The 24,109-nt window shown below is 57.3% G+C and carries 20 protein-coding genes, 1 tRNA gene and 1 other RNA gene; 8 read left to right on the top strand and 14 right to left on the bottom strand.

Features of this window, described 5'->3' with window-relative positions:
• Position 1: 1 nt before the first annotated feature.
• From VN577_21895 to VN577_21885, 3 genes are all read left to right on the top strand, one after another.
• A complete protein-coding gene (locus tag VN577_21895) occupies positions 2–946 on the top strand; it encodes a phosphate acyltransferase (protein ID HWR17497.1) in 945 nt (314 codons plus the stop codon).
• A complete protein-coding gene (gene buk, locus VN577_21890; GenBank protein ID HWR17496.1) occupies positions 933–2,036 on the top strand; it encodes a butyrate kinase in 1,104 nt (367 codons plus the stop codon). The genes VN577_21895 and buk overlap by 14 nt, the downstream gene beginning before the upstream one ends.
• A gap of 86 nt (positions 2,037–2,122) precedes the next feature.
• Positions 2,123–3,058, top strand: a complete 936-nt coding sequence (locus tag VN577_21885; protein ID HWR17495.1) for a bifunctional 5,10-methylenetetrahydrofolate dehydrogenase/5,10-methenyltetrahydrofolate cyclohydrolase — start codon at positions 2,123–2,125, stop codon at positions 3,056–3,058.
• 44 nt (positions 3,059–3,102) lie between these two features.
• Here VN577_21885 and VN577_21880 read toward each other — a convergent pair whose 3' ends face one another.
• Positions 3,103–5,349, bottom strand: coding sequence for a S8 family serine peptidase (locus tag VN577_21880; protein ID HWR17494.1), 2,247 nt, complete (start codon positions 5,347–5,349; stop codon positions 3,103–3,105).
• A gap of 234 nt (positions 5,350–5,583) precedes the next feature.
• On the opposite strand from VN577_21880, the gene VN577_21875 reads away from it, so the two are divergent.
• Positions 5,584–6,489 carry a homocysteine S-methyltransferase family protein gene (locus VN577_21875; protein ID HWR17493.1) on the top strand — a complete coding sequence of 302 codons (906 nt, stop codon included), beginning with the start codon at positions 5,584–5,586 and terminating at the stop codon, positions 6,487–6,489.
• A 6-nt stretch (positions 6,490–6,495) separates the two neighbouring features.
• Here VN577_21875 and VN577_21870 read toward each other — a convergent pair whose 3' ends face one another.
• From VN577_21870 to VN577_21845, 6 genes are read right to left on the bottom strand one after another with little or no spacing between them, the layout of a single operon-like run.
• Complete coding sequence (locus VN577_21870) at positions 6,496–7,026, bottom strand: DUF1579 family protein (protein HWR17492.1); 531 nt, start codon at positions 7,024–7,026, stop codon at positions 6,496–6,498.
• Positions 7,023–8,366 carry a response regulator gene (locus VN577_21865; protein HWR17491.1) on the bottom strand — a complete coding sequence of 448 codons (1,344 nt, stop codon included), beginning with the start codon at positions 8,364–8,366 and terminating at the stop codon, positions 7,023–7,025. Before VN577_21865 ends, VN577_21870 begins: the two co-directional genes overlap by 4 nt.
• 9 nt (positions 8,367–8,375) lie before the next feature.
• A complete protein-coding gene (locus VN577_21860; protein HWR17490.1) occupies positions 8,376–10,316 on the bottom strand; it encodes an ATP-binding protein in 1,941 nt (646 codons plus the stop codon).
• The gene (locus VN577_21855; GenBank protein ID HWR17489.1) at positions 10,285–10,815 is read right to left on the bottom strand and encodes a Rab family GTPase; all 531 of its coding nucleotides are present in this window, start codon (positions 10,813–10,815) and stop codon (positions 10,285–10,287) included. Before VN577_21855 ends, VN577_21860 begins: the two co-directional genes overlap by 32 nt.
• Positions 10,812–12,401: an OmpA family protein gene (locus tag VN577_21850; GenBank protein HWR17488.1), complete on the bottom strand. Its 1,590-nt coding sequence runs from the start codon at positions 12,399–12,401 to the stop codon at positions 10,812–10,814. Before VN577_21850 ends, VN577_21855 begins: the two co-directional genes overlap by 4 nt.
• A 5-nt stretch (positions 12,402–12,406) precedes the next feature.
• Positions 12,407–13,054, bottom strand: coding sequence for a hypothetical protein (locus VN577_21845; GenBank protein ID HWR17487.1), 648 nt, complete (start codon positions 13,052–13,054; stop codon positions 12,407–12,409).
• A gap of 108 nt (positions 13,055–13,162) precedes the next feature.
• On the opposite strand from VN577_21845, the gene VN577_21840 reads away from it, so the two are divergent.
• Positions 13,163–14,023, top strand: a complete 861-nt coding sequence (locus VN577_21840; protein HWR17486.1) for a response regulator — start codon at positions 13,163–13,165, stop codon at positions 14,021–14,023.
• 107 nt (positions 14,024–14,130) lie between these two features.
• On the top strand, positions 14,131–14,436 hold the full coding sequence (locus tag VN577_21835) for a hypothetical protein (GenBank protein HWR17485.1): 306 nt from the start codon (positions 14,131–14,133) through the stop codon (positions 14,434–14,436).
• Between the two features lie 109 nt (positions 14,437–14,545).
• Here VN577_21835 and VN577_21830 read toward each other — a convergent pair whose 3' ends face one another.
• Positions 14,546–15,541: a right-handed parallel beta-helix repeat-containing protein gene (locus VN577_21830; protein HWR17484.1), complete on the bottom strand. Its 996-nt coding sequence runs from the start codon at positions 15,539–15,541 to the stop codon at positions 14,546–14,548.
• A gap of 531 nt (positions 15,542–16,072) precedes the next feature.
• Positions 16,073–16,149 (bottom strand) — tRNA-Arg (locus VN577_21825).
• A gap of 225 nt (positions 16,150–16,374) precedes the next feature.
• Between VN577_21825 and VN577_21820 the strand changes: the two genes are divergently transcribed.
• Positions 16,375–17,448: a uroporphyrinogen decarboxylase family protein gene (locus VN577_21820; GenBank protein ID HWR17483.1), complete on the top strand. Its 1,074-nt coding sequence runs from the start codon at positions 16,375–16,377 to the stop codon at positions 17,446–17,448.
• 47 nt (positions 17,449–17,495) lie between these two features.
• Here VN577_21820 and VN577_21815 read toward each other — a convergent pair whose 3' ends face one another.
• The 4 genes from VN577_21815 to VN577_21800 form a co-directional block, all read right to left on the bottom strand.
• Positions 17,496–18,599 (bottom strand): cytochrome c peroxidase, encoded by a 1,104-nt coding sequence (locus VN577_21815; GenBank protein ID HWR17482.1) that lies wholly within the window; start codon positions 18,597–18,599, stop codon positions 17,496–17,498.
• A 164-nt stretch (positions 18,600–18,763) separates the two neighbouring features.
• Complete coding sequence (locus VN577_21810; GenBank protein HWR17481.1) at positions 18,764–18,922, bottom strand: hypothetical protein; 159 nt, start codon at positions 18,920–18,922, stop codon at positions 18,764–18,766.
• 120 nt (positions 18,923–19,042) lie between these two features.
• The gene (locus VN577_21805) at positions 19,043–21,238 is read right to left on the bottom strand and encodes an NEW3 domain-containing protein (GenBank protein HWR17480.1); all 2,196 of its coding nucleotides are present in this window, start codon (positions 21,236–21,238) and stop codon (positions 19,043–19,045) included.
• 272 nt (positions 21,239–21,510) lie between these two features.
• Entirely contained in the window at positions 21,511–22,614 is a 1,104-nt protein-coding gene (locus tag VN577_21800) for an NAD(P)-dependent alcohol dehydrogenase (protein HWR17479.1), read from the bottom strand.
• 290 nt (positions 22,615–22,904) lie between these two features.
• On the opposite strand from VN577_21800, the gene ssrA reads away from it, so the two are divergent.
• Positions 22,905–23,268: a transfer-messenger RNA gene (ssrA, locus tag VN577_21795) on the top strand.
• Positions 23,269–23,279: 11 nt separating this feature from the next.
• Here ssrA and VN577_21790 read toward each other — a convergent pair.
• Complete coding sequence (locus tag VN577_21790; GenBank protein ID HWR17478.1) at positions 23,280–23,969, bottom strand: hypothetical protein; 690 nt, start codon at positions 23,967–23,969, stop codon at positions 23,280–23,282.
• Between the last annotated feature and the right edge of the window lie 140 nt (positions 23,970–24,109).

Below are 24,109 nucleotides of genomic sequence, written 5' to 3'. Positions count from 1 at the left end.
TATGACTACGGCCGTTGCATCCGACGTAAAGGTGATCAGCAACTTCGTGGAGTTGAGGCAACGTGCACAGGCGGCCGGTCCGAAGAGCGTAGCGGTGGTTGTCGCCGACGACGATGTTGCGCTGACCGCCGCCGATGGCGCGCTCTATCTGGGTATCGCCAAGCCGGTGCTGATCGGCGATGACAAGAAGATTCGTGCAAAGACTGAAGTTCTGAAGCTTAAAAGCCTGCTCACCGATGCCAGTTTTGTTCATGCAGACGAAGCCAACTCGGCCGCGGAAACTGCGGTACGCATGGCGCGAGAGGGCAGGGTCGATATCCTTCTGAAAGGACATTTGCGCACGGATGAACTGCTCAAGGCTGTCCTCAACAAAGAGTGGGGTCTCCGCACCGGTCGTGTGCTAAGTGACGTGCTGCTCTACGAGGACAACCTCACGGGATCGCGCAGGCTGGTGGGCATTACCGATGGCGGGCTAAACGTCGCCCCCGATCTCGAGCATAAGAAGCAGATCGTACAGAACGCTATCGAGGTGATGTGGAGCCTGGGCCTGCGTCGTCCGAAGATGGCAATCATGAGCGCGACGGAAGCGGTTTCGGAGTCGGTTCCTTCCACGGTTGACGCCAAGGCTCTTCAGGACATGGCGAAGAAGGGCGAGTTCGGCGACGTGGACATGCTTGGTCCGGTGGCTCTCGATTGTGCGTTGCTGCGAGAAGCCGCGGAGGCGAAGGGAATCACCCATTCCGTCGCGGGGTATGCGGACTGCATGGTGGTGCCGAATATCGAGTCGGGAAACCTGCTGGGCAAGGCCGTGAAATACCTCGGCGGATCGCAATGCGCGCACGTCGTGGTCGGGGCGAAGGTTCCGATCCTGATTCCGTCGCGTGTGGAGAGCGCAGATGACAAGGTCAACGCCATCGCGCTGGGGGTGATCTTTGCCGCACGCTGAGTACAGAATTCTTGCCATCAATCCCGGTTCTACTTCGACTAAGTTCGCGGTTTACCTTAACGAAAAGCCGGAACTGGTGAAGGTGCTGAGGCACTCGGATGAGGAACTGGCGAAGTTCAAGGGACGGCCGATACTGGAACAGAAGGAATTCCGCACCGAATTGATCGAGGCTGAGTTGAGGGCGGCCGGTTTCCGGAAGGCTGACTTTCATGCGGTCGTCGGACGGGGAGGCCTGCTGCCTCCGCTGACGAGCGGAACATATCTTGTCGACGACACGATGCTCGAAGAGTTGCGGCTGGCAAAACGCGGAGAGCACGCTTCGAATCTGGGCGCGGTGGTCGCTTTGTCGATCGCTACGCACGCCGGTGTTGAGGCATACGTTGTCGATCCGGTCAGTGTCGATGAATGGCAGGCCGCAGCGCGGATATCGGGATCGGCTCTCATTGAGCGCTCGTGTCTCTTGCACGCGCTGAACACGAAAGCTGTGGCGAAGCGGTACGCGCGGGAGAAGGCGAGGTTGTACGAATCGTTAAGGATGATCGTGGTGCACATGGGCAGCGGGATCTCGGTATCCGCGCATGAGAACGGCCGCATCATCGACAACAATACCGGCGAGGACGGACCGTTCGCCGCGGACCGGTCGGGGTCGCTGCCGGTGCAGCAACTCATCAAACTATGCTTCAGTGGCAAGTACACGCAGAAGGAAATGGACAAGCAGGTTTTCGGTGAGGGTGGCTTTTCCTCGTATCTCGGCACGAAAGACCTGATGGAAGTGGAGAAGCGAATCGATGCGGGCGATAAGAAAGCCGCAGGTGTCTTCGAAGCCATGATCTACCAGGTGGCAAAGCAGATTGGCGCCATGGCATCGGTTTTGCACGGCAAGGTAGACGCCATTCTGCTCACCGGCGGCATGGTCCATTCGCCACGGGTCGTAACTCATCTGAAGAGTTACATCGAATGGATTTCGCCCGTCGAGCTATACCCCGGCGAAGATGAGTTACAGGCGCTGGCGGAGGGTGTACTCCGGGTACTTCGACACGAAGAGCAACCCAAGCGGCTACAGTCGATGGCAGCAGGCGTCCACGTCTAACATAGCCAAGCGGAAGACATTTCTGTACTTGTGCAGATCCGCGCTTTCGATTTCAAATCGTCGATACCATCCGTGAAAGGACAGTGATGTCGGCAATCATTCTTGATGGCAATCGGATAAGTGCGGAGATTCGAGCGGAAGTAGCGGAAGAGGTGAAAGCACTCGCCGCGAAAGGCTTACGGCCTGGGTTGGCTGCGGTGCTGGCGGGACATGATCCGGCGTCGGAGATTTACGTTCGCAATAAGGTGAGGGCGTGCGACGAAGTAGGGCTGTACAGCGAGAAAATCACGCCCGACGAAAAGAATTCGACCGAAGATCTGTTGGCCATAGTTGGTGAGTTGAACGCGCGCGACGACATCGACGGGATCCTCGTCCAACTGCCATTGCCGAAGCAGGTGGACGCGAAGAGAGTTTTACTCGCGGTCGACCCAGCGAAGGACGTCGACGGATTCCATCCGATGAACGTGGGCTACCTCTCAACGGTACGTCCGGGGTTGGTTCCGTGTACGCCTGCCGGATGCATGGAAATTCTCAAGCGCAGCGGAATCAAGATTGAAGGGCAGGAAGCGGTTGTCGTTGGGCGCAGCGACATCGTGGGTAAACCTGTTGCCATGCTGCTGACCAATGCGAATGCCACGGTGACCATCTGCCACTCGAAGACGCGTGATCTGAAGGAGGTCTGCCGCCGCGCTGACATTGTTGTGGCTGCCATCGGAAAGGCCGGCATGATCACCCCCGAGATGGTTCGTCCGGGGGCAACGGTGATCGATGTCGGCATTAACCGTGTAACTGACCGCGCGAGTTTCGATAAGTTCTTTGCCGGCAATCAGAAGCGCGAGAAGCAGTTTGCGGAAAAAGGCTCAACGCTGGTTGGCGATGTTCATCCGAAGGTGGCGGAAGTCGCCGGAGCCATTACCCCGGTGCCAGGTGGAGTTGGTCCTCTTACGATCGCCATGCTGATGGCGAACACCGTGAAAGCGGCGAAGATGCGCCGCGGCGCGAAATTCGGTATTTTGCAATAAGAAAGGCGGCTGCATTCAGCAGCCGCCCAGCACTTCCAAACAATTTAGTGAAGAACCACACCATCGGCTGCAACACGAACCGTATAGGTTTCGAGTCCGCCGGGGGTGCCGTCCGGAATCACGCTGTATCCATCGACGACCAAGGTCCACTGACCTGCAAGCGGGTTGGCGATCGAACACGCCTCCGGAGCCTTATTGGTTCCGCAGTCGTAGTTCACGGTGCCATCCGGTGCAACCAGAATCACGTCAATGTCGTTGATGGGATAGCTGGCATTCATATTTAGCCAGGTGGCCGTGGTGTCCAGGCTCGAAACGCCGGCCGGAACGGTGAGGTTGTAGACGTGCTGTTGGCCCTGAGCGATCCTCGCCTTGGCGGTGAACAGCGGCGAAGACTCCTCGGTCGTCCACACGTCTACGCTGAAGGAAATGGGGCTCTTGTTGGTCCAATCACCCGTTGTCGTAATACGCCAGATACCTTCTTCCGGACGCGTAAACGAGTAGGTCGTATCGGAGTTGATGAACTCATACTCGCCGGGCAACCGACGATCCTTCGTGTGGACCATGCTGCCTTGGACGGCCAGGAAGAGATCATCGCCAAAAAAGGGATTCTGTTCGGCGCCGGGGAGAATGTCGTGGTAGCGCACGTAGAGCGCACCGGCATTCCTCGGAACCTGGTAGATGACTTCCGCTACCTGTGCCGGCAGTACATTCGTGAACGTCTTGGTAGTGTAAGCCGAGTACACCGGCAAACCGGCCTGCGAGAGGTTCGCCTGCAGGTTGCGGTTGTACATGTAATCGGTTTTCAGAGTGTCGGGGGCGTTGCCCGCTTGCAGCAGCGTATAAGCAGCGGATGCATCGACGTATCCAGCACCCTTGTCGTACTTCCCGGCAGCCGGGATCATGGCCGGATTAGCGCCCATGATGATGGCGTTGCGAATCTGGCGACCGGTTGCATTCGGGAATGCCTGACGAAGAACCGCGGCGATGCCCGAGGTTTCCGGAGCAGAGAACGAAGTGCCGGAAACGAAACTGACCGTCGTTGCCGTGCCGCTGCCTTGGGTGAAATCATACGACCCGGAGGCAGTCACGTCGGGCTTGGCGCGACCATCGTGAGTTGGACCACGGCCGCTGAAGTATGACATCTGGATGCTTGTATCCGGACGCCACATCTGGGCACAAGCAACCACCTGGGCTTGAGGAGCGGTGCTGCAAGGAGCGCTGAACTGCGCACGATAAATCCACTCATGCGGAGGTGTCTGCGCAGCGCCAACCGTCAGAGCGCCCATGGAAGTTCCCGGAGATCCACCGGTGATGGCGGAGAAACCTTCGTTGCCGGCAGAAATGACGGTCACGATGTCATTGTTCAAAAGTTGCTCGACCATGCGGTCATTCAGCGTGCGGCCCGCGTAGCTGGTTCCGCCACCGAGACTCATGTTCAGGACCTTAATATTCACGCCGGTAGTGTGATCGGCGTCATAGGCTTTACGCTGGTTGAGGACGTGCTCCATCGCAGCCAGCGTCCGGGACGAGGGAGAGCCCGCGCCACTGTACGGGAACACTTTGACAGGATAGATCGTTGCCAGTGGTGCGCTGCCGACCATCGGTACGCGGATGGCAGTGGTAGCACATCCGTTGGTGCCGGTGCCGGGCGTTGCTGCGCCCATCGCAACTGCGGCTACGGCAAAGCGAACCGTGTTGCTGAAGCAGAATGCGATATTCGCGGCGACCATGCCGGCGACTTGCGTTCCGTGCGGATAATTGTTGTTGTCCTTGGCATTCGGTTCACCAGGGACAAGGCTGTAGCCGGTGAGAACGCGACTGGGGGCCACATGGTTATACATTGGACGATAGCCGCTATCGATAATTGCGACGATGATGCCGTCTCCGGTGTACCCGGCGGGCCACAAGGATGAAACATGGCTGATGTCGGCGCCCACAGTGTAATCGGCCGGGGCCTCTGATGTTTCGGCGATCGACTCGGCCTCTTCAAAACGCGCTAGCGATGCCGTACCGCTGTTGGCATCGGGCATATACATCATTTCGTCCTTGCCGATGTTCTCAGCGCCGAGCAGTTTTTCGAGTGTAGGAATCGCGGCGTTGGGAACTGTCGCTGCAATTCCGTCAACGTACTTGTATTGGTAAGTGACCTTACCACCGAGGTTCTGGATGGTAGTGACGAGTTTGTCGTAGGGCTTTGACGCGCGGATAAGCACGTCCTGACGGTCCGCAGCGAAAGCAGTAATGGCGACCAGCGCCAGAACTGCCGCCAGGATTACTTTGAGACCTTTCATGATTTCCCTCACAGTCGAAAGAAAATGTACTGCCCACTGACAGAGGACGCAGGTATGCGTCGTATCAGACAGTCGAAGGCATTATTCAGAGGGAGGAGGCACATATATTGCCTTCTATTTCCCTGTTTGGCAAGAACTTGGAAGTTAAAAGATGGACGACATCACAGGCTGCTGTGACATTGCGGCTTGCGAGGCACCAGTCACGTAAAGATAGTTGCAGTTAGGAGAAAGCCAGTGCATCCACTGCTTGATCGAGTTCGCAACGGCGAGATTTTGATTTCCGATGGCGCGATGGGCACATTCCTCATCGCCAAAGGGTTGGCCGCGGGAGAATGTCCGGAGTCCTGGTGTGTGTCGCACCCGGACGCAGTCCGCGATGTGCATCGCGCCTACATCAACGCCGGCGCCGACATCGTTGAGACCAACTCGTTCGGTGGAAGCCGGTTGAAGTTGCAGTCGTACGGCTTGGCCGACAGAGCCGCAGAGTTGAATCGCGCTGCCGCAAGGCTCGCGAAAGCGGTCGCCGCGGGAAAGGGATATGTCTTCGGATCCGTGGGTCCAACCGGCCAGATGCTCAAGGAAGATCACGGGACGGCATCCTCAGAAGACGTGTACGCCGCTTACAAGGAGCAGGTGATCGCATTGGCCGAAGGTGGTGCTGACGCAATCTGCGGCGAGACGTTCTTCTCTCTGCACGAGGCCACGCAGGCTATACGGGCGGCAAAAGAGAATACCCAACTACCCGTTATCTGCACATTCACTTTCAATCTGGGAAAGCGCGGGTTCCGGACGATGATGGGCGCCACTCCAGAGCAGGCTGCCCAAACGGCTCTCGATGCGGGAGCAGATATCGTCGGCACGAATTGCGGTAACGGCATCACCAATATGATCGAGATCGTGAAACTGATGCGCGCTGCTCTCCCGAACACGCCGCTGCTGGTGCACGCGAATGCCGGACTCCCGGTGATCGAAGATGGAAAAACGGTCTACAAGGAGACGCCGGAGTTCATGGCGTCAAAAGTTCGAGAACTGCTCGCGGCTGGTGCGAGTATTGTCGGCGGATGTTGTGGCACCACTCCGGAGCACATCGCGGCAATGAAAAAGGCAGCCCTCGATCGACAGGCTGCCGTTTCTCTTTAGGGCAAGTTATTTCACGCGGGAAAGCGTCATCTCAAAGAACTTCATCCACGAGGTTCCATCGGGCGAGGCTTCTCCGATTTCACTCCACTGCTGCTTTTCGTTCAGCCTGATGGTGTAACGGATCTTGCGTGGGCCGGCCTGCATGAACCATAACAACGTCGAGCCGTTGCATTCCGCATTCGTATCCAGGTAGCGCCCGTGATTTTCGTAGCTGCGAAAGCGGTACGACTTGGATTCCGGATCATACGCAACCGTCGCCAGCGCGTGATGCACGATCTTGCCGCTCGCGTCTTTTCCAAGTCCTTCGATCTGAAGCACAAGACCGTCGAGCTTGGACTCCACAGTTTCCATCTGCGAAAAGGTTCGTCGGTCGCCGGGTCCCATGGCCATCCAACCTTCGCCTTTCCATTCGCCTACGAGAAAAGAACACTGCTTCATTGCGTCGATTTGGGCAGGCGCAGTCGATGGAGGCTGCTGCGCAAAGATGGACATGGTCAAAAGGAGCGTACAGAGGAGAGTTACTGTTTTCATCATCATCTTGTTCCGGCTGCTGCCGTCGCCCGGCTAAGGCAAGCACGCAACCGTGCTGTCAGTTGCGGGGGCGTGAAAGGCTTAGCCAAGTAGTCGGTCGCACCGGCATCGAACCCGGCGCGCGTGCTGGCTTCGTCGCCATGTGCCGTCAAAATCAAGACTGGAACCTCTTTCACGCTGCTGGAAGAAGCCCGCAGCCGGCGCAGAGTGTCCATCCCGTTCAGCCGTGGCATATCGAGATCGAGGACGATCACATCCGGCTGTTCGTCGGCAACGCGCTTCAGCGCCTCGATACCATCTCCAGCTTCAGTAATCACGTAGCCTTCGCGCTTCAATGTGGCGGCGGCCAAGAGTCGGAGGTTCGGATCGTCGTCAACAACCAGCACCTTCATCTTCCGCATGCTGGTTGGTGCCGCGGGATCGAGATCGATTGTGCGGACGCGGTCCGAATCGCTGCCAGTGATACCCATCTCGAGTCCTTCGTACGCGCAGAACACGTGCATCAGAAAATTCCGCCGGCGGGCAAGATTCCGTGCGCGACGTTCGATCTCGGCAATTGTAGCGTCGTCGTGAGTCGGATCATGGTGCGTCAGCGCCAACTGCCGGACATCCGACATGGCCGCAAGTTCGACCGCGTACTCGTAGGTGCTATGGCCCCAGTTGCGTTTCGCCGGATATTCCTCAGGCGTGTACTGGGCATCGTGAATGACGAGGTCGGCATGTCGCATGAAATTAGCGTGGCGGCGGTCGCCTTCGTGAAGAATCGACTCCGGACGTCCCGGGCCCGCTCCTTCACGCCACAGGTTCTCGGAAAACGGCTCGTGATCGCAGAGATAAACGACGATTACGCCATCGGCTTCAATCCGGTAACCAAGGCAAGGCGCGGGATGATTGATGAATTGCGTGATTACGCGTGCGCCGCCGAAGTCAAAGATGCCTTCGCCGAGTTCGCGGAATTCGATTCGCGCAGGAAGTTGATCGAGTTCGACAGGGAAGTAGGTGAACTCCATCTGGCCGGAGAGGACGTCGGCGAGCGATCGCCCCATCCCCTTGGGTGCAACGACGGTGAACTTATTGCCGGGCTCGAAGGCGGGCATGAAAAACGGAAAGCCCTGGATGTGGTCCCAATGGGTATGGCCGAGCAGGATGGTGGCGTCGATGGGTTTCTGGGCGGACTTCTGAATCAGGTCGAGTCCGAGAGGACGAATGCCCGTTCCAGAATCAAAGATGAAGCGGTACCCGGAGTTCGTCACGACTTCGATGCAGGAGGTGTTACCTCCATATCGCAACGTGGTCGGACCCGGTGTCGCAATGGATCCTCGAGTACCCCAAAAACGAACCCGCATGCAGGTCTCCTACTGGTATTCCACCGTCAACTGCTCTAGGTACGCCGCCAGTTCGGCTGCCTTGGTGGCAATGATGTTGCGCTCGCCGACTTTGGCCGCGCGCTCGATTTCGGCGCCGATCTCCGTGATTGCCGGAAATCCGTACGCCGTCCCTGTGCCCTTCATGTTATGTCCCAACGTGCGGGGAGTGTCGAGTTCGCCCGCGGCGAGTGCTTGCAGGATTTTCTCCGGATTCGCTCGAATATTGGAGAGAAAAATAGGGACGATGTCGGAAAGGGAAGCATCAATGACAACAGCCTTACGGTCATTGTCCGGCTGGCGTTCACTCGATTTCGCTGCGGCTTGGGTATCCGTGGGCCCGATGCCGCTCTTGGGCGCGTACTTGCAGATGGCCTCTACAAGGGTAGCTTTCCGTATCGGCTTGGTCAGATAGTCGGTAAAGCCAGCGGCAATGCTCTTTGCACGAGTGTCCGTAAACGCATCAGCCGTCAGGGCGATCACCGGCAGCACCCTCCTGCGGTTCAACTTCTCCCATTGCCGAAACTGAGTGGTGGCCTCGAAGCCGTCCATAACCGGCATATGCACGTCGATAAAGGCAAGATCGTACGACTCGGTCGTCAGCCTCTTCAGCGCAATTTCTCCGTTTTCGGCGAAGTGTAGATCGCACGCGGTGTCCTTCAGATAGGCATGAATCAGGAAACGATTGTCGTCGGAATCGTCGGCCAGCAGGACACGACACGACGGCACCGCGACAGGCTCGTGTTGAGCGGGCGATTCATGGATCAAAGCTTCCGAAGCGATACCGAACTCAGCCGTAAAGAAGAACGTGCTACCGAGGCCGAGAGTGCTTTCTACCCAGATTTGCCCGCCCATCAACTCCACGAACTTCTTTGATATCGACAGTCCGAGTCCCGTGCCGCCGTAATTGCGCGTCGTCGATGCGTCCACTTGCGTGAAGTCCTGAAACACGTCGTTCAGCTTGTCTTCAGGAATCCCAACACCGCTGTCGGCTACAGCGAAGCGAAGCATGGTGCGATCATCGGCGATGGTTTCGACATTCACGGAAACCGTGAGTCCGCCGAGTTCGGTGAACTTGAGCGAATTGCCGAGCAGGTTCAGCAGGATCTGCCTGAGCCGGGTCGGATCACCGACAAGGAAGCGGGGGACTTCCGGACTAATGTTTACGGTGACTTCGAGTCCTTTTGCCTTCGTCTTCACCCGAATCAATTCCGCCACCTGGGAAATCACGTCGTGCAAGTCGAAGCAAATCTGTTCCAGTGTGATCTTGCCGGACTCAACTTTCGAGAGATCAAGGATGTCATTGATCAAGCTGAGCAGATTGTTGCCAGCACGCTGAAAGGTCTGCACGTAATTGCGCTGGTCGGAGTCGAGCGAAGTTTCCGCGAGCACGTCGGCCATTCCCAGAATCGCGTTCATGGGCGTGCGGATTTCATGAGACATGTTGGCGAGGAAGTCGCTCTTAGCCTGGTTCGCCCGCTGCACCTCGCCGTCCAGACGCACGATCGTGTCATTCTGAAGCGATGTCTCGTGCGCGTACTGAAGTACCAACTGGTGCTCGCGATAGATGGTATCGGCGCGCTCTATCAGCAGGAAGGCACGGTCGCCGTTTCGAATTGCGCGTGCCTGAAGATGGATGTCAGAGTTGCCCAGCGGTTCCGTCCACAAGTCCGAAGGAGCAATCGACTCCACCGCGCCGGACCAGAACGCCTCCGCATCAGGCAGGAAGACTTCCAGCAGCGGAAACCGAGCGGCAATGTCGAACTGCTGATCGGAAGTGCATTCCGGCATAAGCCGCGTGAGCCATTCGGGCGGACTCCCAATTACGCGATACGATCCGCCTACTCGCTCGAACAGGGCGATGTCCAATGCAGACAGAAGGTCGAATTGGACTGCCTCTTCAGGCGCCCGCTGTGGAGTGCTGTTCGGCATGATCCTTTCTCAACATCTGCTTCGCAATTTCAAGAAAGATGTATTCCACGGCCTCGCCGTTCTTTGCGCTGGCGCGCACCACGTCCCAACCCAACGCCGTTAACGATCCGAGGTCGGCGTCCTTTATCTCCCAGCTTTCCTGGACATCGGCTTTGTTGATTACAACGATGAAGGGTGCGTCACCCACGGCCTCTCGAGCCCGCTGCTGAAGGCTGATGGCTACATCGAGGGTGCTTTTGCGGGTGCCGTCGATCACGAGTAGATATCCCGACGCGCCACGCAAGTGCGCGGGCTTTACCGTGGTGAGTGCGTCTTCGCCGGCCAAGTCCCACAGCACCAGCGTGACTTCCTCGCCATCAATAGTGAGCTGCTTCTTATCGATCTTTACCCCAACAGTCGTCTGATACTTCTCACTGAAGATGCTGTGAACGAAGCGCGATACCAGGCTTGTCTTGCCTACGCCGAATGCGCCGACCATGCAGATCTTTTTCTGAATCATGGTGCGACCTTGAGAGAAGGCAGGTTTACGGAAAATGTCACTCGCCGGTTGAGGTCCTCGAGATAGGAATCCGATTGCGATTCCGCCGGGCGGGTCGCTCCCACGCCTTGCACGGTAAGCAATTCAGGAGGCATGCCCCGCGCGATCAGTGCCTTTCGAACTTCCTCGGCACGCCGCTGACTGAGCAGTGCATTCGCCAGCTCCTGCCCGCTACGGTCCGTGTGTCCGGTGATCTGGATCGTCACCGGGCTCGACATGCTCTTTGCCTGCCTGGCCAGGAACGAAATCTGCGCCTGGATCATATCGAGCTTTGCGAGTTCCGCGGCATCGAGTGTCGATGAGCTTACGGCAAATCGAATCACCTGCTGCTCGATGGCATCGCGGGTATTCAGAAGCTTGCGTGCGGTAGCGAATGTCGGATCGAGAGAAGAGTATGGCTCCCAGCGTGAATGCACTTTTTCAGGATTCACGCCAGATTCCTTCAACAGTACCTCAGGATCGGCCGCAAGGGGATCGCGTAGTCCGACCACCGAGTACGAATTCCATCCGCGCTGCTCGGAGGCCAGAATGATCCCCGGCTCACGGCTCAAACGTTCAACGTAGGCATTCCACCGCATTCGCTGCCGGATGAGATAGAACGATCCCCCGACGATGATGATCGTGAGCAATGCCACCGGCCAGACCCATCGGTAGGAATGCTTTGGCTTCGCGGCCTGGCTTCCAAGCAGACACGCTTGCAGTCTGGGCGTGGTATCGGCAACCGATGAGCTGTCGCCCGAAAAACTGCTGAGCTGTGCCGCGAAGTCGGCGTGAATACCTTCGAGCGCCTTTTGAAAAACGTTGCGCAAGTCGGGAGGTGCGGCCCCGCTAACCACGGCCGCGAGTAGTGCCGACGGCCCATGCTGCACCCAAACGACGTATTCACCGACCTGCATGGTCTCCAACTCCTCGCTCTTGCCGCCGGTGAACGAGTCGCGCACGAAATCCTGTACCGCCGTCAGCATTCCGGATACGAGGTCCGTATCCTGAACCACCGCTCCTTTTGCCGCTACGTGGTTCAACAGCAATCCGGTCTCGCGGTGGATCAGAAAGACCTGTTCCACCCTGAAACGCAAGCTGCGCATCAATGCAATTTCGCCGAACGACTTGCCGGTCCGGAGTGCCTCAAACCTCCACTTCAGACTTTCAAGGGAGAAGCTCCGTTCGAGGATATGGTTCAGCGACTCGACCATCCCTCGCAGCGAGTGCGCTACGGCCTTTCGCACGGCTTGTCCGATGATAGGGAATAGCGAATCGGCAATGATCTTCGGATCGCGTTCAACCGAGATTCGCAGCGCCTCCTCGATCATCGGCTGAAGCGTGCGCAGCATGGCTCGGTCGTGCCGGGCGCGCAACGCAATGGCTTCGGCCACGATCTGGCTCAAATCTTGTGTGCGAAGCTCCGGATCATCGAGCCGTGCGCGCAAGTCTGCAAGCTCGCGTTGTTCCGGGCCGACGATCAACTCGCGCAGCTCGGCGAGCGAGTGCGGATTATGGTTGGCGCCGGGAGATTCCGGCGTCACACCCGATGCGGTGGAACTTGCCATGGCTGTTAATCTTCGCGTCCGGCGCGCGCCACCTTCTTCTTGTTGCCTTCCGGTTCGCCGGAAATCTGCATCGCCATATCGGCCAACAACGCCGCGATCAACGACCGGTCAGCCTTGTCGGCACGCAGCTCGGCAGTTCGCTTTTCAAGCAGAGAAGTCAGTTCATCGCTGCGGCGGCGGATCTCATCCAGCAGCTTGCGCGATTCCGCGAGCAGGTCTTGGCGAAGTCCGCTCTGGGCTTCCGCGGTCTTGTTATCCAGTTCGACGATTTTCTTCGTAAGTGCTTCGGTGGCGGATTTCAGATCTCGCGCCAGGTCGCGCGCGGCTTCGCTGCGTTCGTCGCGCTCAGCCTTGATCCGCGACGCCAGTGCTTCCGTCTCCTTTTTTACGAAGCCTTCGAGCGACTCGAAACGGCGCGCCATCATGTCCTTGATCTGGGCGTTTTCGCGCGCGAGCGTTTCCTCTAGCCGAACGAAGCGCGCCTCGTAATTCTTGATCTGGGGTCCGAAGAGTATGTCGCGGATTTTATCGACACTGGCGCCCGACTGTTCCGCATCACCGTTGGGCACTACGGCATCAGGCATGAGTTCCTTTTTTGGGCTGGTCACGAGTTTGAGTCCTTTCTTCTTTGGCCGATGGCGAAGAGGCATCATTTTCCAATCCTTGCTAGGAAAACCGTGTGCGAAAGGGGCCCGAAACCGGATTACTTTGGCCATTTAGGGAATGGCCTTCAGGGGAGCAGGGGAATATGATGCTGCAACATGGGGCCGGTACGCAAAGCTATTCTGATCGTAGACGACGATCCGGAGTTGTGCCGCCTTCTTTTGCGACTCCTCCATGACGAAGATCTGGACGTTGAAACCTGTGGAACCGGGGCCGAAGCCGAGGACCTTTTACTCCGTCGGAGTTGGGATTTAGTCCTCCTGGATCTCGGTTTACCCGACTTCAACGGTATGGAGTTGCTCGAGCGGTATTACTCGGAAGACGGTCCCCGGTTCCTAATCATCACCGCCGACGAGACCTCCGAAAGCGTGCTCCGCGCCGTTAAGGACCAGGCCTACGGCTACGTTCGGAAGCCCTTCGACCCCAAGGAATTGGTGCATCTCGTGCGGGAATCATTGGAGGCGCCTAGACTGCCGGCCATAGAGGTGATCTCCGCGAAGCCAGAGTGGTTCGAACTGTCGGTGCCGTGCTCACGAAACGCGGCCGAGCGGGTGGACCAGTTCATGCGGCAGATCACCGGTCTGCCCGAAGAATTACGAGACTCCGTCGCCCAGTGTTTCCGGGAATTGCTGATGAATGCGGTCGAGTGGGGCGGAGGACTCGACCCAACTCGGCGCGTCCGCATCTCCTATCTGCGGACTCCCCGCATGCTCCAGTACCGGATATCCGATCCGGGCCCGGGTTTCAAGTTTGAGGAACTGGCTCACGCAGCCGTCGGCCACGCCGGGGGCGACCTCATTACCCATACGACCGTCAGGGCCGAGAAGGGAATTCGCCCTGGGGGATTCGGGCTCCTGATGGTGAAAGCCATGGCCGACGAACTGGTTTTCAACGAGAAACAGAACGAGGTCGTCTTTATTAAGTACCTCGATCAGCCCGCAACCGGCGGGGAAACCTAAAGTTAAACTTCAGCTTTAATTCTGTTGCCCCAAAAATCGTGCAGGTGTATGATTTTCAGCCGTTCTCCCCGACCGGTTTTCCGTAACATCAGATCAGGAATGCGGTCATGTCATCTGGCAGAATTCTTAATGGAGTACTTGAAGTAGTTACAAGCGCAGGGCCTGTCTATCTCTGTCCAACGTTCTTTGAGCGGCTCTGTCTCGCCTGGATCTTCCGCCACTTCCGCATTCTTCCTGTGGCCGTACTCAACCCGCGTGCGCAAAGGCTCGTAGAGGGCATCGTGCAGAATCGCCGCCGTGCCGACATGCACGACGACATTCTCGGCACCGTGGACTGCCGCCCGGCAGATACCAAGAAGAACTCTTCTAATCTTGCGCCAAAAGAAATCACTCAGGAACTTGTGGAAGCCTAGAGGGCGGAATAGACAGAGCTCCCATTTCTACACCCATAATTGGTGTGAAAAGGCCACCGCAGACGATGGCCTTCTCATGTTTGTGCCGACGTAGTTGGCCACCCTGCAATTAATGTACTGTGCCATCGTGTGGTGGCCCAACTTCGCGTTCGATGCGGCTGCAATCAATGCCGGCCACGCCGGTTAGGTTCCCACTGACCAACGAAGTGGTATCGCAAACAATCGATGCTCGACCGCTGGAACTGATCACCGGCGGATTATCGAAATGCGCGCTCGAAAGGCGTCTGACCGTAACTCCGGCGTCGGAATTGTTTGAGATCGTCGCATCGCCGATCGTCATCCTGCTATTTTGTATCGCCAGCAAGCCGAAACCGCCGTTTTCGGAGATTGTGATGTTTGTCGCGTCCAGCGATGCACCGCCATCAAGCCGGATTCCGCCGCGTTCAGGGTTGGTGCTGTTGCCATTGTTTTGTATTCGTGTCATACCGCCCGTAATGGTGAAGCGACTGAGGCTACCGACCGACACTCCGTTAATCGAGTGTCCTTCGATTACTCCTGGGCTACCGATTTGCGCGGAACTGCCCGCCATTCGTATTCCGATTTGTCCGTTGTTGCGAATGACAAAGGCACTGGCCACACGAAATGCAGATGCGTTCACAAAGTTCAGGCCTGCCTTGTTGTTTTGAAAGATCACTCCATCCCCAGTAGCAGGGCCGAATAGAGTTAACCGACCACTCACGACCGAAACAGCAGTGTTGTTGTCCTCCACCGTGAGAGCGCCGTTGTTTACCTCGATGTCGCTGGCAACAACGTTGAGCCCCGCGCCTCCAAGATTCCGCGCGATGAACAAACGTTCCGGGCCCACCCATACAACTGAGCTGTCCGTGCGCAAGCCGTTCCTCTGGTTGTCGATGATCGACCCTCCATCTACTTCGAGAACGGATCCGATAAGCACATCAACACCATTGGGTGCGTTCTTCTGCACGACAGAGTTGCGCAGGACCACTTGCGATTGCTGAGTTACCAGCAACCCCGGTGCACCATTTTCGATCGTCAAGTTCTCCAGCGTCACGCCGTGAGAGGAATAGACTCCGACCGTAGGCATTGCTGGATCCGCTGCCACGATGGATGCCGTCCAAGGAGGCATGTCCCGCAGAGTTACGTTGTGTCTCTGTGCGATGGTTATGTTTTCATTGCAGGTGCCCGCGATCCATATCGTGTGAGGCCCAATGCTGTCCAAAGCGTTTAACACTTCATTGATTTTTGAATCTGGACAAAATACTGCCCAGTCACCTGCACGTGCCGAGGCAATTGAACATACGACAAGTGCAAGCAAGGGAAGTACATTGTGAAACAACGGTTTCGAGAAACTCATATCGACCTCCAACGAGTATCTAGGGTCGTTGAGACAAGAGCCGAACCGCATGGATTGGGTGTTTACACCTGAAGGGATCGTTTCCTAGTCGAGATTGTCCCCCTCGCAGGAGGTCACAAGGCGTGAAAAATCCACGTTTTTGAGTGCAGTCCCGAATTGGGACTCATTTCGTGATAGGAAATATTTAGTTGGTGCGTTTAGTGACGCGATTCAAATGCCCGCAAGGAAGACATCCATGTTGTTTTGTAAGGGGTCCAGGAATGGAGGCCCTGGGCAGAGTCGAACTGCCGACCAACGGTTTAGGAAACCGCTGCTCTATCCATCTGAGCTACAGGGCCGTGCCTTGATTCTAACCAAAACTAGCGCGTTGCGCGACGATTGCTTGCGCCTTGCGCGACCATCGCATGATGCGAGCGGAACATCCATCGACATCGCACCGAGCTAAACCGCTTCAGTCGTACACTTTCCTCTGTGACCTGTGCAATTGACTTCCACCCGCACAGTGGTAATCTGTCGCCGGATTTCAATAGTTCGGACATCGAACAAACGTAGCTGGAGTCATTATGCTTCCCCAACAGTGGGAGACCTTTAAGAAAGCAGCCCGCCTCGAGAAACTCAGCCAGATACCCATGGCCATGATTATCGACAGCCCATGGGTCCCGGGTTATCTCGGCCTCAAACATCTCGATTACTACCTTGATCTCGACCTCTGGTTCCGCTCGAACCTGACGATCATGCATGAATTTCCTGAGGTCATCTTTGTCCCGTCCTGGTGGATGGAATTCGGTATGGCCGCCGAGCCGTCCATTCTCGGCGCGAAGATCAAGTTCTGGCCCAATACCACTCCTAGCGAGGAAGCGACTCTGTATCGCCTCGAAGACATCGATAAGATTTCCAAGTACGAAGTGGAAGTGGACTCGTACGCCGCCCTCACGCTTCATCACATGAGCATGGTGAAGCAGCGCATTCTCGACGCAGGTTACACGCTGCCCATGATCACCGCTCGCGGCCCTCTCTGCACGGCGGGTTTCGTTCGCGGGACACAGAAGTTCATGATGGACATTCGCAAGGACCCTGCCGGCGCTCACCGGCTCATCGACCTCTGCACGAATGTCGTCATCGACTGGCTGAAAGCGCAGCACAAGGTTCTGGGCGACACCGTCGAAAGCATCTTTATCCTCGACGATATCGTTGGCTTTATCAATGAAGAGAAGTATCTCGAATTCGCTCATCCGTACCTGAAGCGAATCTGCGACGCGTTTCCAAAAGATTGGATCAAGGTCTATCACAACGATGCGGAAGTCGGCGCCTGCCTGAACCATTTGCCCGACGTCGGCTTCAACGTGCTGAACTGGGGAAAGCAGCGAAACATTCGCGAAGTGAAGCAGCGGGTAGGGGATCGCATGTGTCTGATGGGCAATGTGAATCCGCTGGAGATTGGCGTTCGGGGCACACCGGAAGAGGTGAAGGCCGCGACGCTCGATGTGCTTGAGGACTCCCAGGGAGAGGGGATCATCCTCTCATTGGGTGGTGGTACCAGTCCCGGAATGCCCGGCCAGAATATCCGGGCAATGATCGAAGCTCTGCATGCGTACAACGCAAACCGGGGTGCCACCGCTGTGGTGGCAAGGACGTAAGTGACCTTCTGATAACTTCGACCCGCGTCGGGGGACGCGGGTCATTTTTATTTGCCGGATTGCGTTGCTGTCAGTTCGTGTTGCGGTAGTGGCCCAACATCCTTCGGCATCTCGCCCGTAAGCGATTCCATAAATGCAATCAGGTCGGCGCGTTCCTGCGCAGTCAGGAAGTCGAGAGCGTGGACTTCCTTATCCAGATGCGGGTTGGAGTTGCCGCCGCCGATATAGAAGTCGAGTACTTCCTTTAGCGTCTTGCGGCTACCGTCATGGAAGTACGGTGCAGTCAGCGCCACATTGCGAAGCGTCGGAGTTTTGAAGGAAGCGGTGTCGGCAGGATCCTTCGTCACATCGAAGCGCCCGCGATCTTTCACGCTGTCTTCGGTAGCGCCCACGCCGATGTTGTGGAACTTGTTGTCGGTGAACAGAGCGTAGTTTTCGTTCACCGTATGGCACGTCTGGCAGTTGCCCTTATGAGGATCGCGGAATACTTCGAAGCCTCGTTTCACCGAATCGCTGACCGCCTTCTCATCTTTGCCGTAGTACCAGCGATCGAAGGGGGAATTTCCGCTCACCACGGTGCGCTCGAAAGCCGCGATCGCATTCACCACCCGCTGAATGGTGATTGGTCCGTTACCGAATGCCTTCCGGAATTCCTCGGCGTACCTGGGATTCTGGGTTAGTTTCTGTTCCACTCCACGCAATGAGTGGGCCATCTCGACGGGATTCTGCATCGGACCTTCGGCCTGTTGTTCCAGGCTCGCGGCACGGCCATCCCAGAACTGCGAGGAGAAGTAAACGGAGTTCAGCACCGTCGGGGAATTCCGTGTGCCCGTCCGTTTCAGCACGCCTTCGGAAACCGGCTTCGGATCGGAAAAGCCAAACGCCGGATCATGACATGTGGAGCAGGCTATGGTGTTGTCCGCTGAAAGGCTGGTGTCGTAGTAAAGCTGCCGGCCAAGCGCAACGGTTTCGGCCGTGGGCGGATTGTCCGCGGGAAACGGTACCGGAGGCAGTCCCAGTGGAGTTGGAATCACAATCGACTGTCCCACCGGCCGTGCGGAAACCTGGCGGTCGCTGCGCGCGTACCACAACAGCAGAACGACGATCGTAAATAGAAGTAGAACGCTGGAAAGAATTCTGCGGGTATTCACTCGCTCCTCCGTTTCGGAGCTTACAGTCCAGTGTATCGCAAGGGGTCAGGCGGCGGACAGGGCTGGAGATGAAAGCGGCATGGAAACTCGCCTCCTGAGACGTGCGCGGGCGGAGTACCTTGCGCAGTGTTTCCATGCCGCTGGACCGGAGCGCAGTGAGCGAATCACGCAGTGGGGGCGTGACTCTTCAACTCCGGCTTCGAACCTTGCTTGTGGGCTATCTCATGCTCAGTCTTAGTCTCGGCATACGCCGCGTAGAACAGCATCGCGCCCATTACCACGAACACGATCAGGGCCACCACCCCCATAGCAATGATCGGCATAAAGCACCTCTGGGTGGGAGTCTGAGACAGGTTGACACCAGAGTCGGTGATCTTACTCACAGGCCTTTGTGAACAAAAAAGCCACCGCCGAAGCGGTGGCCCGAAGGAGGAATGATGGGACTACTTCACGACGAAAGAGGAGGATGCTGTTCCTGAGATCGATCCGCTGGTCACGGTAGCCGTCACCGAGTAGGTGCCGACCGAATCCTGTTTCTTCAGCCTGAGGTTCAACGTGACAGTGCCGTTGGAGCCCGTTGTGCCGCTGAGGTTCGTGACCGAGCCATTGGCCTTGGTGACGGAAACCTTCACGCTTGCACCGGACACCGGCCCGCCGTTCGCACTCGCGCTAACGCTGATAGGTACAGTGGTGTTACGCGAGTACGACGTCTGTGCCGTCGAAACGGTGACGCCCATCGAACTGGACACAACATAAGTGCCCGTTGTCGATGCAGCGTAGTTCGTAGCCGAAGAGTTTGCCGCACTGGCGGTGAAGTTGTAATAGCCGCTCGTTGCGCCCGAAGGAGAGGTAACCTTCAGCGACGTCGATGCGTTCGTGCCCGGATTCACGACTATGGCCGAACTGGCAAGGGACCCAACCCAGCCGGATGGGACCACATTCGCCAGATTGAAGGTTGCGGCCGAGCAATTGGTGGAATCGTTGTTCTTTACGCTGAGCGTGTAGGTGGCGGTGGAACCCGGCGCCATCCATTGGCTTTGCGAAGGAGAGAGTGACACGGCGGGATTCGACTTCGTACAGGGCGCGCCGGTGAGCGAGACGTTGAGGGTCGCCCCCGTGCTGCTCGACGATGCCAGCGTGACCGCCACGCCTGAATCCGGATCCGAGAATGTCTGTCCGACGCTCAACGCCGGCCCGCTCCAGCCCGTGCTTGTGGGTTGCATGTCCAGCAGGTTGGCGCTGTTGCCGTTGCCTTCATAGCCCGTGTGCACGAGCACACCATTACTTACGTTGCTGTTGTTGGCGATAATGCCCATTGCGTCAAAGCCCACCGGACGGCGGAACTCCACGTAATACCAGGTTTTGTATCCGGAGCTGTCGGTGCTCTTGAGGATCTTCAGGGCCTTGTAGCCGCTCGTCATGGCCGCATACGGTTCGATTGTGTACGTGCCACTCGACTGTACCGTCAGCAGCGGGTAAGAGCTGCCATAGTTCAGCCATCCCAGGCGTTCCTTCTGGAATGCGCTGAAGTGCTCGTAGTAGCCGTTGCCCATGATGTCGAAATTGTCGCCGTATTCGCCGATGCTGCAGCCTGCCGCGAGCGTCGTTGTGCCGCAGTCATAAGAACGCGCGTGCCACAAGCCAAGGTTGTGGCCCATTTCGTGACCGACCACCGCGAGGCTGAAGGTGCCATTGATCCAGGCATGCGTCGGATTTCCGCCTACGTTGCCCAGTCCCCACCAGCCGCAACTACCGGAAGGGAAGCCATACACGCGCCGCGGATACTGGCTCAGGTTGTAGCCGGCATTCTGGGCGGCCTGATCGCCAAGCGTGGCGATCTGGTTGTAGTCGCAAGTGCTGTTCGACATCGGCAGGGTGAACCATCCGGCCACAGTTCCCGTGAGCCAGGTCTGGTTCTGCGAGTTCTCCATGTCGAACTTGCTCGTGGTGTTGAAGACTACGTCATACGCATAGGCCGGAGTGTAAGGCTGGGAGGTGTTGTCCTGGAAATTCACCAGGATCACCAGCGTGCTTTGCGCGCCAAATGTGTTCGGTGTCGCAAGCGCCAGGGTCTGTACGGAACTCGAGTCCGTTCCCGACCGCATCAGCACATCAGTATTCAAACGCGAACCCTTCACGCGGACCTTGTCTCCGCCGCGCAATTGGTACGGTTTGTTTGCCCCGAAGTGCAGTTCAAGACGTTCCCTCGCCGTCTTCAGGAAGAAGTGATCGTGATGGGAACCGTCATTGCGCTCTTCGATCAGCACTTCCATCTCGCCGTCGAGCGTAACGGGTGCTTCGACTGAACCCTGATCGGCCGCGGGAAGCGAACTGCGCAATCCCGCTGGTGCAAGCAAGCGCAACGCATCGGCCGGAGCCTGACGCATCAGTTCGGACATCACTGCCGCGCGCTGCTTTGCCAGCCCGCGGGCGTTCATTAGCTTTTGGGACTTCTCGGAATTCGGTGCACTCTTGTACTCGTCCACTGACGCGCTCAGCGACAGAGTAAGACGCTCAGCCTGCGCAACCTTCGCTGCGACCTGAGCCGGGGTAAGTTGGTTATCTTTTGCGGAAGCGGTAAGAACAAAACAGAACGACAACAGTAGGAAGATGAAGGTGTACTGGGGGCGGTATGCCACTTGAATCTCCTTGCGCTTCTAGTGGCGTGGTAGCTCACACCATTAGTTACGATATTTGGACTTTAGGTCATCGACGTAACCTCCAACAGATTACGAACAGGCCGTTCTCCTTGAATGGAGTACAAGGCCTTCCGGTGGAAAGTCCATCTTTCTTGTCCGCAGAATACAAGCGATTTTGAGTGGGCGTAATCCGCATTAATCCCTAAGAAAACAAAAAGAGCACTCAGCGATTGTTGTCACCAAGTGCTCTTTATGCGGTTGTCGTCTAAGGTTTATTGCTGAAGCGAAGCCATGTCGATTACAAAGCGATACTTCACGTCGCTCTTCAGCATGCGCTCGTATGCTTCGTTGATCTTCTGGATCGGAATAATCTCGATGTCGGAAACAATGTTGTGCTTGCCGCAGAAGTCGAGCATCTCCTGCGTCTCTGGAATTCCGCCGATCAGCGAACCCGCAAACTGTCGCCGCTTGAAGATCAAGCTGAAAGCTTCTGCCGGAAGCGGCTTTTCGGGAGCACCCACCAGAGTCAGCGTGCCATCACGCTTCAGCAGGTTCAGGTACTGGTTGATGTCGTGCTGCGCCGAGACGCAGTCGAGAATGAAGTCGAAGCTGTTCAGGTGCTTCTCGAAATTGGCCGGATCCCTGGTGACGACGATCTCTTTCGCCCCAAGCCGAAGCGCGTCGTCTTTCTTATTGGGCGACGTTGTGAAGAGGACCACGTGCGCGCCCATCGCGGCGGCAATCTTCACGGCCATATGGCCCAATCCGCCGAGACCGACAACGCCGACCTTCTGTCCGGGACCGACCTTCCAATGGTGCAGCGGGGAGTACGTAGTAATGCCGGCACAGAGCAGCGGCGCGACAGCGGCAAGGTTGTCCTGTAGATTCTCGGGAACGCTCAGGACGAAGTGCTCGTCGACCACAACATGCGTCGAATAGCCTCCGTAAGTCATGCCGCCGAGGACCTTGTCTTCACCGTTGTATGTTCCAACAAAGCCCACATCGCAATATTGCTCGTAACCCTGTTTGCAGTTCGGGCAGGTTCCACAGGAGCCAACCATGCAGCCGACAGCGGCCACTTGCCCGACCTTGAACTTCTTTACTTCGTTGCCGACGGCTGTTACGCGGCCGACGATTTCATGTCCGGGCAGCGACGGATAGATGGTGTTGTTCCACTCGTTGCGGACTGTATGCAGATCGGAGTGGCAAACTCCGCAATAGAGGATCTGGATTTGAACATCCTTCGGGCCGGGAACGCGGCGCTCGAACGAGAACGGCGCGAGTGGGGAAGTAGCGCTTTGTGCGGCGTAGCCGAGCGCTTTCGTGGTTTTGGCAGATGTATTGGATTGCTCAGGAACTTCGACTGTATGACTCATGCAAGTTCTCCGTCGGTGAGACTAAATGGATTTTGTTATGGGTGCGGTGATGAATGGCACATCGGCAACAGACGTGGTTGCCGCGACAACTATTCGATGACTGTCTAAGCGTCGGGATGCAAACTAAATCGGCGCAAGGCATTGAATCAAAAGCAAATCTTTTACATCTAATAGATAGTTTGACTACCTTCTGTGTAGCGATACACTGGAAGGGACAGCGGCCCGGAGAAAACCAGCCCCGGGCCGGTCGAACAGACCGCAAGGTTTCTGCACAGCGGGCACACCGAAATGGGGGCGCCACGGCTTCGACGGAGATGATTGCGGCAGCGAGGCATACCGGGGTGCACACGCCCGTGACTGTGGCAAAAATGATAGTTGCCAATCAAGAACTGGCATACGCAGCCTAATTAGTTAGGTTGCCGCTGTCCTCGGCTTTGTCTACGGGCTGAGAGCCGGCGTCGCACAGTAGGCTGGGTTCCAACCGAGGTCCAAGGGCGGAACCGAGATTTGCGGACTAGCGGCTCGCGTTTCTTGTCGCGTTCTCAGCGCGAGCGGCGAAAGTTGGGCGTAAGCCCGGCGTGAATGCGACTAAGTATGTAGGCTCTCTGCTGACTACACCTTCGGACGCGGGTTCAACTCCCGCCGCCTCCACCATTCCTTTATTACTAAAATCTCCACCACCACAGCACCAGGAAGACGACTTCCGCCAGCACGCAGCTTACCCAGAGTCCTTCGCGGAGGCGGGCGTAGCGGAGGTTCTTTTTCTTTTCCGTCATGATCTGGCGGACGCGGACCTGGTAGGCCGATTCGGTTGCCGGAGTGCGGACCGGCGGCGGTGGGGGCGCGAAGACAAATCCGCGGTAGCGTTCGGCGGGATCTTTCGGCGCGTCGGGGTAGAAGACTTTTGGAGTGTCGAGCAGGTCGGACCAGCGCGGCGCGGTCAGGTAGTCGGACGCGCGCGGCGGATTCACCGGCGCCGAAGTGATGGCCAGCGCGGGCTGGCGCTCGGGTGCGATCGCGTCGGCCAAGTTGCGGACCAGCGACGTCCACCAGGGCTTCGACGTCTGGTCGCCGATGAGTTCCACGTCCACCGGAGCGGACTGGAGTTCGAGAGGCGGTTGCGTTTCCGGGGTGATGACGTCACCGAGGTTCGTGAAAACCGTCCGGTACCACGGCATCGCCAGCCGGTCGCCGAGGATCATCCCCAGGTTGACTGGCTGCGACGTGACTTGCAGGGGCGGCTGCTTCGGCGGGGCGATGGCGTCGCGCAGATTGGAAAACAACCGCTTCCAGAGCGGCGTGGTGAGGCTGCGTGGCGGCAAGAAGTTCGGCGTCATCCAGTAACCAGTATGCAATACCCTGAGTGGAAAGAGAAATCTCGGCAGGCGCCTAATTCAGGGGCTGGCGGTTAGAAAAACCCTTGCCCAGACTGTCGCGAATTGGGTAACCCCTCCCCCCTCCCCCCCGGTTTTGCCTTTCTATAAGAAAACAAAGC

Source organism: Terriglobales bacterium (assembly GCA_035561515.1).
Lineage (GTDB): Bacteria > Acidobacteriota > Terriglobia > Terriglobales > Acidobacteriaceae > DATMXP01.
This window is presented reverse-complemented; position numbering and strand designations above follow the sequence as displayed.

Bases quoted from the DNA above. Each gene is read 5' to 3' on its own strand.
- VN577_21895 (HWR17497.1), top strand. From the start codon at position 2: ATGACTACGGCCGTTGCATCCGACGTAAAGGTGATCAGCAACTTCGTG.
- VN577_21885 (HWR17495.1), top strand. From the start codon at position 2,123: ATGTCGGCAATCATTCTTGATGGCAATCGGATAAGTGCGGAGATTCGA.
- VN577_21880 (HWR17494.1), bottom strand. From the start codon at position 5,349: ATGAAAGGTCTCAAAGTAATCCTGGCGGCAGTTCTGGCGCTGGTCGCC.
- VN577_21870 (HWR17492.1), bottom strand. From the start codon at position 7,026: ATGATGATGAAAACAGTAACTCTCCTCTGTACGCTCCTTTTGACCATG.
- VN577_21865 (HWR17491.1), bottom strand. From the start codon at position 8,366: ATGCGGGTTCGTTTTTGGGGTACTCGAGGATCCATTGCGACACCGGGT.
- VN577_21860 (HWR17490.1), bottom strand. From the start codon at position 10,316: ATGCCGAACAGCACTCCACAGCGGGCGCCTGAAGAGGCAGTCCAATTC.
- VN577_21855 (HWR17489.1), bottom strand. From the start codon at position 10,815: ATGATTCAGAAAAAGATCTGCATGGTCGGCGCATTCGGCGTAGGCAAG.
- VN577_21850 (HWR17488.1), bottom strand. From the start codon at position 12,401: ATGGCAAGTTCCACCGCATCGGGTGTGACGCCGGAATCTCCCGGCGCC.
- VN577_21845 (HWR17487.1), bottom strand. From the start codon at position 13,054: ATGATGCCTCTTCGCCATCGGCCAAAGAAGAAAGGACTCAAACTCGTG.
- VN577_21840 (HWR17486.1), top strand. From the start codon at position 13,163: ATGGGGCCGGTACGCAAAGCTATTCTGATCGTAGACGACGATCCGGAG.
- VN577_21835 (HWR17485.1), top strand. From the start codon at position 14,131: ATGTCATCTGGCAGAATTCTTAATGGAGTACTTGAAGTAGTTACAAGC.
- VN577_21830 (HWR17484.1), bottom strand. From the start codon at position 15,541: ATGCCTACGGTCGGAGTCTATTCCTCTCACGGCGTGACGCTGGAGAAC.
- VN577_21820 (HWR17483.1), top strand. From the start codon at position 16,375: ATGCTTCCCCAACAGTGGGAGACCTTTAAGAAAGCAGCCCGCCTCGAG.
- VN577_21810 (HWR17481.1), bottom strand. From the start codon at position 18,922: ATGCCGATCATTGCTATGGGGGTGGTGGCCCTGATCGTGTTCGTGGTA.
- VN577_21800 (HWR17479.1), bottom strand. From the start codon at position 22,614: ATGAGTCATACAGTCGAAGTTCCTGAGCAATCCAATACATCTGCCAAA.